A 13,782-nucleotide genomic window follows, 5' to 3' on the forward strand; every position below is an offset into this window, starting at 1 on the left:
TTTCTAAAGCGTCTCTAAGATATTATATTTGCTCAAAATCAAAAATCTATGACTTTAATTAAATCTATATCAGGCATTCGTGGAACTATTGGCGGAGCTGTTGAGGACAATTTAACACCAATTGATGCTGTAAAATTTGCAGCCGCTTATGGTACTTGGCTAAAGCAACAACGTAATAAGGACAACTACAGAGTTGTTGTTGGTAGAGATGCACGTATTTCTGGTGAAATGATTCAGAGTTTAGTGATGAATACCTTAGTTGGTATGGGAATCCATGTTATAGATTTAGGCTTATCTACAACGCCAACTGTAGAGGTTGCTGTACCAATGGAGCACGCAGATGGTGGTATAATTTTAACTGCAAGTCATAACCCAAAACAATGGAATGCTTTAAAGTTATTGAATCATAAAGGTGAATTTTTAAATGGAGTAGAAGGCAAGAAGATTCTTGATATAGCAGCCTCTAACGCTATGACATTTGCTGAGGTTGATGACCTTGGAAAGATTACTAAAAATGATGCCTATATCGACTTACACATTGATGAGGTTTTAGATTTACCATTAGTCAATAAAGAGGCTATTGAAGCTGCTAATTTTAAAGTTGTAGTCGATGGTGTTAATTCTACAGGAGGTATTGCTATTCCATTATTATTAGAGCGTTTAGGAGTTGAAGCTGTGAAATTGTATTGCGAGCCAACAGGTCATTTTCCACATAATCCAGAGCCTTTAAAAGAGCATTTAGGTGATTTAGCAAAAGCTGTGGTAAAAGAGCATGCCGATTTTGGTATTGTTGTAGATCCTGATGTAGATCGTTTGGCGTTTATGGATGAAAAAGGGGAGATGTTTGGCGAGGAATATACTTTGGTAGCATGTGCGGATTATGTGTTGAGTAAGAATCCTGGAAATACTGTTAGTAATATGAGTTCTACACGAGCCTTACGCGATGTTACCGAAAAGTATGGTGGCATGTATGAAGCCAGTGCTGTAGGTGAGGTGAATGTGGTAGAATTAATGAAGAAAAACAACGTTGTCATTGGTGGTGAAGGTAATGGTGGAATTATTTATCCAGAGTTACACTACGGACGTGATGCTCTTGTTGGCGTGGCCTTATTTTTGAGCCTTTTAGCAGAAAAGAAACTATCTGTAAGTGCTTTGAGAGCTACATACCCTAATTACTTTATGAGTAAAAAGAAAATTCAGTTGACACCGCAATTAGATGTCGATGCAATTTTGAGTACTATGGAAGCTAACTATAGTCACGAAACCTTAACAACCATTGATGGAGTTAAGATAGATTTTTCAGATAGTTGGGTACACTTAAGAAAGAGTAATACAGAGCCTATAATTCGTATTTATACAGAAGCGCAATCACAAGAAGCGGCAGATGATTTAGCAGATCGTTTTATTGCTGAAATTAAAGCAGTCGCTAATATTTAGTATCTTTAATTATGATTTCTGAAGCTACAACACAAAACTCTACAACTCTTGAAGCTTATTTTGAGCAATTCAGGAAACATATTGTTGGTCAAGATCAAACCTTTGTTTCGCCATTTGGAGAACAAAAAATAATCTATACAGACTGGACCGCTTCAGGGCGTTTGTACAGACCTATTGAAGAAAAACTACTTAACGAGTTTGGACCTTTTGTTGCCAACACACATACAGAAACTACAGTGTCTGGCACAGCAATGACAAAAGCCTATCATAAGGCTAAACACATTATAAAAGACCATGTTAATGCCAACGATGATGATGTGTTGATTGTTACAGGTAATGGTATGACAGGTGTTGTGAATAAGTTTCAGCGTATCTTGGGATTAAAAATTCCTGAAAACCTAAGAGATTATACAGTGGTTCCCGATGAAATGCGACCAGTTGTTTTTATTTCGCATATGGAACACCACTCTAACCAAACCTCTTGGTTAGAAACCATTGCGAAGGTGGAGGTCGTTCCACCAGACGATAATGGTTTATTCTGTTTAAAAAATCTTGAAGCATTATTAGAACAGTATAAAGACAGAACATTAAAAATTTGCTCTATTGTTGGAGGATCTAATGTTACAGGTATACAGACACCATATCATAACGTTGCTAAATTGATGCACCAACATGGTGGTGTCTGTTTTGTAGATTTTGCATGTTCAGCACCATACGTAGATATAAATATGCATCCAGAGGATGAGGAAGAACAACTCGATGCTATATTTTTCTCACCACATAAATTTTTAGGCGGACCAGGTACTTCAGGTGTGTTGGTTTTCAATAAGAAATTATACCATAATATGGTGCCAGATTGTCCTGGTGGAGGTACCGTAAGTTGGACAAATCCTTGGGGAGAACATAAATATATTGATAATATTGAGGATAGAGAAGATGGTGGTACACCAGGATTTCTTCAAACTATAAAAACAGCTTTGTCTATAAAATTGAAGGAGCAAATGGGAGTTACCAATATCCTTGGACGCGAGCACGAACTTGTAGATACTATTTTTAAGAAACTTCAGCCAGTTTCTAATATCAATATTCTTGCAGGTCAGCATCAAGACCGTTTGGGAGTTATTTCGTTTTATATTGATGATTTACATTATAATCTTGGGGTGAAGTTATTAAATGATAGATTTGGAATTCAAACACGTGGTGGCTGCAGTTGTGCAGGTACGTATGGGCATTTTTTATTACATGTAGACCAACAAACGTCGAAAGAACTTACAAACGAAATATCTATTGGAGATTTGGTGCGTAAACCAGGTTGGATACGCATGTCTATTCATCCTACAACAACCAATGCTGAGATGGATTATGTTTGTGAGAGCATTATTGCTTTAGCCAATAATCACAAGGATTGGGCAAAAGATTATGAATATTCAAAATGTAATAATGAATTTATCCATAAGTCTTTAATTGAAAAACCATCAAGCGACGTCAATGTAGATGGTTGGTTTAATTTAGATTAATCCTATTTACTGAAATTGAGCAGGAACTTTGTTTCTGTGTTTCCAGCGTTTGTGTGTCCAGAGATAATATTGAGGAGCTTCTAAGATTTGTTCTTCAACCAACTTAAAAAACAAGTCTGTAATTTCATAGTCTTTATAATCATTTGGATTTTCGGTAATGGTCTTAAATGTAGTTTCGTAATAACCACGTTTAATACGTTTTACACCAAAAAAGACTACAGCCATATCCAGTTTTTTGGCTAAGGTTTCTGCACCTGTGTACATTGGTACTTTTATGCCCATAAATTCATTCCAATGAAATGCCTTTGTGGCTTTTGGAGATTGGTCTGAGACAAATCCGTTGATAGTAAGTTCTCCTTTCTTTTTTTCTTTAGCTAGTACTTCAAAGGTTTCTTTTGTAGTAATTAAATGCGAGTTGTATTTAGCACGTATTCGTTTTACAAGTCTATCAAAATGTTTATTAGCTAATCGTTTGTATACAGCATAACCTTTGTACTTAATGTAGGTTTGTAGAATAAAGATCCATTCCCAACTGCCATAATGAGCACACATAAGTATAATGCTTCTTTGCTTTTCTTCTAGCTTGTGAAGTTCTTCAATATTAGTAAACTTGAAACGTTTTTTCATTTCCCCCTCAGAAATGGTTAAAGACTTAATCGCTTCAACTATCATATCGCACAAATGATGATAAAATTGACTGGTAATGGTAGCAATTTCCTTTTCAGACTTATCAGGAAATACCAGACGTAAGTTCTCTTTTACAGTAGACTTTCTATATCCGAAAATTTTGAAAAGGAAGATGTATAATACATCAGAAAGACCATAGAGTAGTCTAAACGGCAAAATAGAAATTAACCAAAGAATAGGATAAATGAGAATATAGGCAATAAGTTGCATGAAAGTATGTTAGTTTTGCAACAGCAAATATATGCTATATTTGATTTATAAGATTAGAGTTTATGTACAATTTAGATCCTGTTACAATTGCAATTATTGCAGCCAATGTTATTATATCATTGAAAGGTTTTGATGACCGATTGTTTTTTGAAAAGTATAAATTCAATGTAGGAGGTATAAAGCGAGGCGAACAAATACGTATGTTTAGTTCAGGGTTTTTGCATGTAGACACAGCCCATTTGTTGTTTAATATGATTACGCTTTACTTTTTTGCAAGTAATGTTATAGGGGCTCTAGGAACCTATAATTTTTTAATCATTTATTTTGCGAGCTTGGTTTTTGGAAATTTGCTGTCCCTTTATTTTCATAAGGAAGAGTTTTGGTATTCTGCTGTTGGAGCCAGTGGAGCTGTAACAGGTGTACTCTATTCAGCTATTTTATTAGATCCAGGAATGAGTTTATACATGTACTTTATTCCTATACCAATACCAGGTTATGTGTTTGGTATTGGGTATTTGTTATATTCCATTTATGGTATGAAAAACAGAATTGGAAATATAGGACACGATGCCCATTTTGGAGGAGCGGTAGGAGGTTATGCCATAACTTTGATTTTAATGCCAAGTTTGTTCAAAACCGATTTAGGACATATTGGTTTGTTGGCTATTCCTATTATTATACTTTTTGTACTGTATAAAACAGGGAAATTGCATTAAAAAGAAAAGCCTGCAATTTGCAGGCTTTATATATCAAAAAAACTATTTATTAAGGAGTATCAAGAAGCTCTTTAATTTTAAGCGCCAAAGCCATTCCTCTTAAATTTTTTGCAACAATTTTACCTTCTTCATCTAAGATGTAAGTAGCCGGTATTCTATCAATATTGTACAATTGAGCAACCTCGTCGTTAAAATATTTTAAACTAGATACGTGGTTCCATTTTAAACCATCTTTTTCAATAGCATCTAACCATGCTTTTTTAGGATCTTTTTGGTTTGGAGCTCCATCTAAAGATACACCAATGATCTCTAATCCTTTATCGTGGTATTGTTCATATATATTAACCACATTAGGGTTTTCTCTTCTGCAAGGACCACACCAAGCTGCCCAAAAGTCTATTATGGTTGCTTTTCCTTTAAGATTATTTAAACTTACTGTTTTTCCATCTGGTGTTTGAGACTCAAAGTTAGGTGCTATTTTACCTACTTCTAAATGAGCTGTTTTTTCGTACGCTTTGTATAGCTCATCTAGTTTTTGCTTTACAAGTTGTCCTCGCTTAGACTCTTTTAAGTGCGTTGGAAAACTTTCGTAAATCTCTTTATATTTTATAATATCAAATGTTGGTCTACTAGATTCTAGCTGAATAAGATTTAGACTAAAATAACTGTCGTTATGATCTTGAACAAAGCTAAGCGGATAAGCCAATTGTCTTTGTCTCATATCATCCATAGCCTTTCTTATTGAATCTCTTGTTTCTGGCGCAGGATCTTGTCCAAGTTCCTTAAATCTGGTCATAATGGCTGTACCTTCTTCTCTAAATTTTAGCATACCATTCTGAAAATCTTCATAACTCTTGTTAGATTCAGAACCTGTAACTTTAGATTCCATAGGAATTTCTGTATTAAAGTCTATTTGTATGTTACTGTTTTCTAACATAAAGACCATATTTCCGGGTGTTCCGTCAGCAGATAAAAAATAAACACTAGGTTCTTCAACAGCTCCTTTAATTGTGAATTTTCCGTCCATTACAACTGCAGAATCTCTAAATACTTGTTTTCCTTTTTCATCTATTTGAGCAAGTCGCACTTTTATACCATTTTCTATGCCTTCAGCATTACCGTTTATAACATATTCTGTGTCTTTACTTTGATTACAACTTACTAATACAAACGTTAAGACAAATAAAATCAGTGTTTTTTTCATGTTTATCATTTTCAATTTTTTGATTAGCAAATATAACAACATAGGCTAATTATTCTAAGAATAGATTGTGAATTAAATCTTAAATAGCATTCTTAAACTTTTAACAATCTCATATTTTGCAATACTTTTGCAACAAAGCAAATGACTATGCACAACGATACTATTGTAGCTTTAGCAACACCTTCGGGTAGTGGTGCTATTGCTGTTATAAGATTATCTGGTAAAGATGCTATTGAAATAGCCTCATCGTCTTTTAAATCTATTTCTGGTAAAAAACTAAAGAATCAAGCCACTCATACAATTCATTTAGGTCATATAGTTGATGGTTACAAGACTCTTGACGAAGTTTTAGTATCTGTGTTTAAAAATCCTAATTCATACACAGGCGAAGATGTTATTGAAGTGTCATGTCATGGATCGCTATATATTCAGCAAGAAATCATTCAATTATTCTTACGAAAGGGCTGTAGAATGGCAACGGCAGGAGAATTTACGCTTAGAGCCTTTTTGAATGGGAAATTAGATTTGAGTCAGGCCGAAGCTGTAGCTGATTTAATTAGTAGTGATAATGAAGCCTCGCACCAAATTGCGATGCAGCAAATGCGTGGAGGGTTTTCATCAGAGATTGCCAAGTTGAGAGAGGAGCTTTTAAATTTTGCGTCACTGATAGAGTTAGAACTTGACTTTGCCGAAGAAGATGTTGAGTTTGCAGACAGAACTCAATTTAAAGACCTTATTGAGCGTATCACTTTTGTTTTGAAACGCTTAATAGATTCTTTTGCTGTTGGAAATGTGATTAAAAATGGCATTCCAGTAGCTATTGTAGGAGAACCTAATGTTGGTAAATCTACACTTCTTAATGCGCTTTTAAACGAAGAGCGTGCTATAGTTTCTGAAATTGCTGGTACCACAAGAGATACCATTGAAGACGAAATTTCAATAGGAGGTATTGGCTTTAGATTTATAGATACAGCAGGAATAAGAGAGACCAAGGATGTGGTGGAAAGTATTGGTATAAAAAAGACCTTTGAAAAGATTGAACAATCTCAAGTAACGATTTATCTTTTTGATGCTAGCAAAGCTATAAGCACACTCGAAGACGTAAGAATAGAGATTGAAAAGATTAGAAATAAATATCCTCAAAAACCATTATTGGTCATAGCTAACAAAATAGACCAATTGGATGACATTCAATTGGCAAATATTAATACAACTATTGCAGATGTTTTGCTACTTTCTGCTAAAACAGGATTTGGTGTAGAGCAACTAACAAATTCGTTATTAAATCTTATAAATACAGGTGCCCTACGAAATAATGAAACCATAGTCACCAATACACGACATTATGATGCTCTTTTAAAGTCTTTTGAAGAAATCCAAAAAGTAAAATATGGATTAGAGACTGGATTGTCAGGAGATTTATTGGCTATAGATATAAGACAGGCCTTATATCATTTTGGTGAAATTACTGGTGAGATTACTAATGATGATCTATTGGGTAATATTTTTGCTAACTTCTGTATCGGGAAGTAACTTGCTTTCTTTTGTTTGTTAATGTGTTGATTTTATTGACTTTATGAGTTTTTATCTTCTCTTTTTTGTTGCTTTTTTGCTCTTTTTTAACTAAATTTGTTGTATATCTGTTGCCTTAAATATGGATTTGTTGCCCAAATCTGTTGGCTAAAAGATTGGCGAAATGATGCGCCATATTGCCCCACGTTGCACCATAACGCTACATAAAGCACCATTTATGAGCAGTAATTTATACATCCCAAAAACCTGTAAGCATTGTGGTAATGCCTTTACAGCACGCACAACAGTAACTAAATACTGTGGTGATACTTGCGCTAAAAAAGCCTATAAGGCGCGTAAGCGTAAAGAAAAAGTACAAGCTACTCTTACAATGGATATACAGCAGCAAAAAGAAGCTGTCCAAATTCCAAACCTCAACACGGTAAATAATAAAGATTTTTTAAGCGTGACAGAAGCTTCACAATTGATTGGTGTAAGTAGATGGACCATTCAAAGAATGATTCAACAAGGACGTTTAAAAGCAGTCCCTTTTGGAAGAAAACGTATTGTAGCCAGATGGCAAATAGAAAACCTCTTTAATTAGCATCCTATGAAAGTAACATTAAGACAACGCAAAAAGAATGATAAAATAAGTCTGTATTTAGATTACTATCATAAAGGAAAACGCAAAACCGAGTATTTGCGATTATACCTTACACCTAATCCTAAAACTAAAACCGAAAGAGAGGTTAACAAGAAAACCAAGCAATTAGCGGAAACCATTTGCGCACAACGTCAAATAGAAATACAAAATGGTATTTATGGCTTTCAGGATATTGAGAAATTAAAAGGAAGCTTTATTACTTATGTTACAGCTTTAGCTGAAAAGAAAAACACCAGCTCTGGCAACTATGGGAATTGGAACAGTATGCTAAAACATTTAAAAACCTTTTGTCCTACGGATGTAAGCTTTCAAGATTTGGATAAATCATTTGTAGAGCGTTTCAAAGAGTATTTGGACAAAGATGCTATGGCAAGAGCAGGTAAAAAACTGTCTCAAAACTCTAAATATTCATACTATGGTAAGTTTTGCGCAGCTTTAAAGCAAGCGGTAAAGGATGGTATTTTAAAAGTCAATCCTGCTAATGGTGTAGATTATTTCAAACAAGGAGAACCTCAACGAGAGTTTTTAACGCTTGATGAATTACAGAAGGCAGTTAACACAGAATGTGAATTACCATTATTAAAAAATGCTTTTATATTTTCAGCACTTACAGGATTGCGTTGGTCAGATATTGAAAAATTGTTGTGGTCAGAAATCCAACACTCTAAAGAAATGGGTTATTACATACGCTTTAGACAAAAGAAAACCAAAGGTGCTGAAACTTTACCAATTTCAGAACAAGCAAGAGAATTATTAGGGGACGCGGGAAAACCCGAAGCAAAAGTTTTTGAAGGCTTACATTATAGTGCCTGGTCAAACCTTAAATTGCAACAATGGATGTTAAAAGCAGGCATTACAAAAGATATAACCTTTCATTGTGCGCGTCATACCTATGCCACTTTACAGTTAACTTTGGGTACGGATATTTACACAGTATCAAAATTATTAGGACATAAAGAGTTGAGAACAACACAGATTTATGCCAAAGTAATTGATGATAAAAAGAAAGAAGCCGCTAACCGTATTCAATTGGATTTATAATGAAAGGAAATGTGTTTGCAAGTTTGGTGTCGATTACCAACGGATTACATAGAGACGATAGATCAGAACGAGAATTTAACATTCTGAACTCTGAATTAAATGAAACACCAAAAGCTGATAATGCGGTTTTTAAAGTAAACTTTAAAAGACCTTTAAACAGTAAAAAAGAATATTACTTTAAGCTGATTTCAAATGACACTGAAACTGAATTAGCAGCATTAAAATCCCAATTCCCAAAAGATGCTACGGAACCCGAAAACAAGTATAACTATACCGTACAATTTAATAAGTTCAATAAGTACTTAAAGGATATTGCCACCTACATTAAAAAGCAGTCTATAAGTAACGATTTAGGCAATGATGCCGATTATATCATCAATTACTTAAAAGCATCGGCAATTCGCCTGTACATCGAATTACAAGAGCAATACGGACAATTTTCAGATACTGGGTTATTCTCAATTCAAGAAATAGCAGAAAAGTATTTTAATGATACTGATTTTGATACTTCAGTATTTGTAAAATTAGAAGCAGATAAAAAAGAGGTAGTTAAAAAGCCATCTAAACCGAAAAATAAGCCTAAAACCTCATTTGGATATTTAAAAGATGATTCCGAATGGTTGTCTAAAATATTGAGCAGGCTTCAATTAAGTATTGATTTACTTGATGCAAAAACAGATGTTAAAGACTTACATAATTTATTAGTGGCTAAAGATTTTAAAGGTTTTCAAAAGAAAATCTATATAGATTGCAAAACAACCGAGTTTAAATATGTTATTAAACGGTTGCAGCCTCATTTCAAAAATATGACACCCACTTTAATTGAATCTACAGGTTTATTTTATACAAAATTGGGTAAACCATTGACAGCTCAAAATCTTTATACCAAAAGTAAAGCACCTCTAAAAAAGGAAATCATTGATAATATCTTCAAACAAATACTATAAAAAACAATGAGATTATTTAGAAATCTCATTGTATTCTCACACTCATATAAAACTCTCATTCTTTAAAAATCATTGTTTTTAAACCTTTGTCCTGTTCTTGAAAACCAAGAATGACATTTGGCCAGATGTCCATTTCTATTTTAAAATTAATTAGTTATGGACGAAATATTAGAACGTCTTAAAATTATCGAAGCACACGTTTTAGACAGAAACATTATTGTTAAAAACGTATTGAGCTTTAACGAAGCCTGTAAATTTTTGGAATTGTCACAATCCCATTTATACAAGCTTACGAGTACTGGAACCATTCCGCATTACAAACCGAATGGTAAGAAAATTTATTTCAACAGAGTTGAACTGGAGCAATGGTTATTAACTAACCGTGTTGATTCACAAGATGAAATCGAACAGCAAGCTGCCGATTACTTAATTAAGAAAGGAGCGGTGAAGTTATGACTGAAATAATCGATTTACTCTTGGCACTCTCACAAGAAATAAAGGACTTAAAAGCACGTATCGAGTTGTTACGACATTCGAGAGCAGAAGTACTAAAAGATAAGTGGATAGACAACCAAGACGTATTGCAGACCTTACACATCAGTAAGCGAACCTTACAGACCTTTAGAGACAACGGAACACTACCTTATAGCAAGGTAAAGGGTAAGTTTTATTACAAGGTTTCCGATGTGGAGCAATTGCTTCAAGATAACTACTACAACCATAATTTCAAACGAGATGGAAGTAAGTAGAGAGGCAATTTTAGACAAAACACATTACGGCTTAAAAATTTATGCCTACGTGTTAAGACAGTATTATCCTGAAACAACAGTCCTTTCTGTAAAAGGAAGGGACTGCGGGATAACCCGAAACCCTTTTAATGGTGGTAACGAAACCTTACGGATTCATATTGATGGTGTAATAGCAACACATCGAGACACAGAGCTAAAGACCTTTAACGGTGATGTATTTGATTTTGCACAATACCATTTTAGAATTACCGATGAAGAAGAATTGTTGCTCAAGATTAACCAAGAATTACATCTCAATTTAGAAGTCAAGGAAAAAAGCGAATTAGATTGGTTGAATGGTCCAGACGATACCTGGTATGCTTACTGTAGCTTTTTCAAAGCCCCAGTTCGCAATGTGTTTCCTGCGGAAACTATGCGGTTACATCAAGTATTTGCATTAATCACAAGTGATAAATACAAAAGAATTACTGAAGATTTAAGAGCAATAACCGATGTAAAAGAAGCACGTAAATTCAAAGCGAATCGCTTTGATTACGTCACCTTTTCAGGAACGTTTGAAAAGCGAAATGATAGTAATTTGTTACAGCATTCCAATCTATTAACTATTGATTTTGACCATTTAGATAATCTTCAAGAGTTAAAAAAGCAATTACTAAACGATGAATACTTTGAAACCGAAATGCTATTTACATCACCATCTGGAGATGGACTAAAATGGATTATCAGAATTGATGTTTCAGAAGTAACACATTCAGAGTATTTCACCGCAGTAGCCAATTACATTAAGCATACCTATAATATTGAGGTTGACCAGTCAGGTAAAGACGTTTCCAGAGCGTGTTTTTTACCATACGACCCAACAGCCTTTTTACATAAAAGACACCAAGCATTATGACCAAAATATTTAATCCAAAAGAATGGTTGGAAGTTCCAGAAGAGCAACCGCAACCAACAAGCAACAACGCAACAACATTTGTTGTTGCTGTTGCTGATAACGACATTGAAACCTACATTTCTACAATTGAGCAATCAGGTATAGACATCACAGGAAATTATGCCACTTGGAGAGATTTAGGATTTTCTTTGGCTGAAGAATATGGAGAGACAGGAAGAGATTATTTCCACAGAATAAGTAAAAACTATGTAGGTTATGATTCAAAAGAATGTGACGAACAATTTAACAAATGCCTAAATGCAAAAGGTCACGGCATTACCATTGCAACGTTTTACCATTATGCACATCAGGCAGGTATAAAACCGATGAAGCAACAAAACAACAACGAGATTGTAACAAATGTAGCAACTGTTGTTGATGTACCAGAGCAAGCAATGCCAACAATACCGGATGAGGTATTTAATAGCTTACCGCAGTTTTTACAACAAGTTGTAAATCCTGCGAGCAGTCAAGAGGAAAAAGACATTTTGTTATTGGGAGCTTTAACCGCTTTTAGTGCCTGTTTTCCTAAACTCTTTGGTATTTACGACCAACGTAAAGTCTTTGCCAATTTATATCTTTTTGTTACTGCACCTGCATCTGCAGGTAAAGGCAGGCTTAACCAAATTAAAAATTTGGTAGATCCTGTACACAAGTTAAAGCGTGAACAAGCTAAAGTGCTAAAGCAACAATTTAATACAGAAATGGCAACCTATAATATGAACAAGGGTAAAGATGAAAACTTGGAAAAACCAGGTAAACCACCCGAAAGGATGTTGTTCATTCCTGCTAATAATAGTGTTACGGGTGTCTATCAATTAATTTCTGATAATGAAGGCAAAGGACTGATTTTTGAAACTGAAGGAGACACATTAGCACAAGCTTTTAAAAGCGATTACGGTAATTATAGCGATGGTTTTCGTAAAGCCTTCCATCACGAAACCATTAGTTATTATCGTAGAACCGACAGAGAATATGTGGATATTGAAAAACCGTGTTTATCTACTGTATTATCAGGAACACCCAAGCAAGTAGCTACATTAATCCCGAATGCCGAAAATGGTTTGTTTAGTCGTTTTATGTTTTATTATATGAATATAAAACCTACTTGGAAAAACGTGTTTTCAAGTAATAATAATGTTGGGTTAGATGATTATTACTCACAATTAGGAAAGGTATTTTTGGACTTGTATAAAACCCTCAAAAACAATCCCGAAATTGAAATAAGGTTAACTACACCTCAACAACAGCAATTCAATACGTTTTTTGAATCCTTACAGACTAAATACATCAACTTACAACCCGAAGAGTATATTGCAACCATAAGGCGATTAGGCTTAATTGCATTTCGGCTAATGATGCTATTCACAGCATTTCGCATTATGGAAGATGGTGATGTGAATCAAGTAAAAGAATGTGAGGATGTCGATTTCAAAAATGCGCTAACTATCATTTCTATTTTAGTAAAGCACAGTAGTAAAGTGTTCAATGATTTACCAATAGAACAAAAAGCGGTAAAACGCTTAAACAGAAAGGAAAGGTTTTTAGAAAGCTTGCCAAAACAATTCAGTAGGCAAGAGTATTTAGATTTAGCCACCAAACAAAACATCCCACATAAAACGGCAGAAGGCTACATTACCAAATTTGTAGAAGCAGGATTAATACATAGAGAAGCACATAATAGCTATTCAAATCCTGCAAAATCATTATAAGGAAATTGAGGAAACAAAGGAATTTGCGTATGTGTTTCCTTAAATCCTTAACTTCCTCACTTTCTGTTAATAACTGTTTATATCTTTTTGTTTTCCTTTAGCTTCCTTTTCTTAAATTAGACAAAATCTGACAAGTCTAATTAATGCTATTATGGAGTTTGGAGAATACATACGCTCATTGCGCGAAAAGCGCAATTTGTTATTAAGGGAAATGGCTGCAAACGTCAATATGGATGTGGCTTATTTAAGCAAGATTGAACGAGGAAACCGTATGGCAAGACGAGAGCAGGTAATAGCATTTGCAAAAGAATTAAAAGAAGATGAGAACAAATTAATTAAGCTTTGGATGTCCGAACAGATTGTACAAATGATAAAAAATGAAAAGGACAGTACGGAAATCCTCAAAATAGCTGAAGAGAAAATTAGTAAGATTGTTAAAAAGCAGTAAAAAT

14 protein-coding genes are annotated in these 13,782 nt (G+C 34.3%); 12 read left to right on the forward strand and 2 right to left on the reverse strand.

Translation table 11 applies throughout. The features are described from left to right. Positions 1–48 precede the first annotated feature (48 nt). Positions 49–1,437 carry a phosphoglucosamine mutase gene (gene glmM, locus MST30_RS12355; protein WP_243471722.1) on the forward strand — a complete coding sequence of 463 codons (1,389 nt, stop codon included), beginning with the start codon at positions 49–51 and terminating at the stop codon, positions 1,435–1,437. An 11-nt stretch (positions 1,438–1,448) separates the two neighbouring features. Further along, on the forward strand, positions 1,449–2,954 hold the full coding sequence (locus MST30_RS12360; RefSeq protein WP_243471723.1) for an aminotransferase class V-fold PLP-dependent enzyme: 1,506 nt from the start codon (positions 1,449–1,451) through the stop codon (positions 2,952–2,954). 6 nt (positions 2,955–2,960) lie between these two features. Here MST30_RS12360 and MST30_RS12365 read toward each other — a convergent pair whose 3' ends face one another. Further along, a complete protein-coding gene (locus MST30_RS12365) occupies positions 2,961–3,851 on the reverse strand; it encodes a lysophospholipid acyltransferase family protein (protein ID WP_243471724.1) in 891 nt (296 codons plus the stop codon). A gap of 62 nt (positions 3,852–3,913) precedes the next feature. Between MST30_RS12365 and MST30_RS12370 the strand changes: the two genes are divergently transcribed. Beyond that, positions 3,914–4,567 carry a rhomboid family intramembrane serine protease gene (locus MST30_RS12370; protein ID WP_243471725.1) on the forward strand — a complete coding sequence of 218 codons (654 nt, stop codon included), beginning with the start codon at positions 3,914–3,916 and terminating at the stop codon, positions 4,565–4,567. Between the two features lie 49 nt (positions 4,568–4,616). On the opposite strand, the gene MST30_RS12375 is transcribed toward MST30_RS12370, so the two are convergent. Continuing rightward, positions 4,617–5,771 (reverse strand): TlpA disulfide reductase family protein, encoded by a 1,155-nt coding sequence (locus tag MST30_RS12375; protein ID WP_243471726.1) that lies wholly within the window; start codon positions 5,769–5,771, stop codon positions 4,617–4,619. Between the two features lie 147 nt (positions 5,772–5,918). Between MST30_RS12375 and mnmE the strand changes: the two genes are divergently transcribed. From mnmE to MST30_RS12420, 9 genes are all read left to right on the forward strand, one after another. Then, on the forward strand, positions 5,919–7,304 hold the full coding sequence (gene mnmE / locus MST30_RS12380) for a tRNA uridine-5-carboxymethylaminomethyl(34) synthesis GTPase MnmE (RefSeq protein WP_243471727.1): 1,386 nt from the start codon (positions 5,919–5,921) through the stop codon (positions 7,302–7,304). 217 nt (positions 7,305–7,521) lie between these two features. Continuing rightward, positions 7,522–7,887, forward strand: coding sequence for a helix-turn-helix domain-containing protein (locus tag MST30_RS12385; RefSeq protein WP_243471728.1), 366 nt, complete (start codon positions 7,522–7,524; stop codon positions 7,885–7,887). A gap of 6 nt (positions 7,888–7,893) precedes the next feature. Beyond that, positions 7,894–8,988, forward strand: a complete 1,095-nt coding sequence (locus MST30_RS12390) for a site-specific integrase (protein WP_243471729.1) — start codon at positions 7,894–7,896, stop codon at positions 8,986–8,988. After that, complete coding sequence (locus MST30_RS12395) at positions 8,988–9,935, forward strand: DUF6617 family protein (protein WP_243471730.1); 948 nt, start codon at positions 8,988–8,990, stop codon at positions 9,933–9,935. Before MST30_RS12390 ends, MST30_RS12395 begins: the two co-directional genes overlap by 1 nt. Positions 9,936–10,091: 156 nt before the next feature. Then, the gene (locus MST30_RS12400) at positions 10,092–10,391 is read left to right on the forward strand and encodes a helix-turn-helix domain-containing protein (protein ID WP_132704074.1); all 300 of its coding nucleotides are present in this window, start codon (positions 10,092–10,094) and stop codon (positions 10,389–10,391) included. Beyond that, on the forward strand, positions 10,388–10,684 hold the full coding sequence (locus MST30_RS12405; protein WP_132704072.1) for a helix-turn-helix domain-containing protein: 297 nt from the start codon (positions 10,388–10,390) through the stop codon (positions 10,682–10,684). The genes MST30_RS12400 and MST30_RS12405 overlap by 4 nt, the downstream gene beginning before the upstream one ends. Continuing rightward, positions 10,671–11,579, forward strand: coding sequence for a BT4734/BF3469 family protein (locus MST30_RS12410; protein ID WP_132704070.1), 909 nt, complete (start codon positions 10,671–10,673; stop codon positions 11,577–11,579). The genes MST30_RS12405 and MST30_RS12410 overlap by 14 nt, the downstream gene beginning before the upstream one ends. Next, positions 11,576–13,330, forward strand: coding sequence for a DUF3987 domain-containing protein (locus MST30_RS12415; RefSeq protein ID WP_132704068.1), 1,755 nt, complete (start codon positions 11,576–11,578; stop codon positions 13,328–13,330). Before MST30_RS12410 ends, MST30_RS12415 begins: the two co-directional genes overlap by 4 nt. A 151-nt stretch (positions 13,331–13,481) precedes the next feature. Continuing rightward, the gene (locus MST30_RS12420; protein WP_132704066.1) at positions 13,482–13,778 is read left to right on the forward strand and encodes a helix-turn-helix domain-containing protein; all 297 of its coding nucleotides are present in this window, start codon (positions 13,482–13,484) and stop codon (positions 13,776–13,778) included. Positions 13,779–13,782: the final 4 nt, after the last annotated feature.

The organism is Winogradskyella sp. MH6 (genome assembly GCF_022810765.1).
GTDB lineage: Bacteria > Bacteroidota > Bacteroidia > Flavobacteriales > Flavobacteriaceae > Winogradskyella.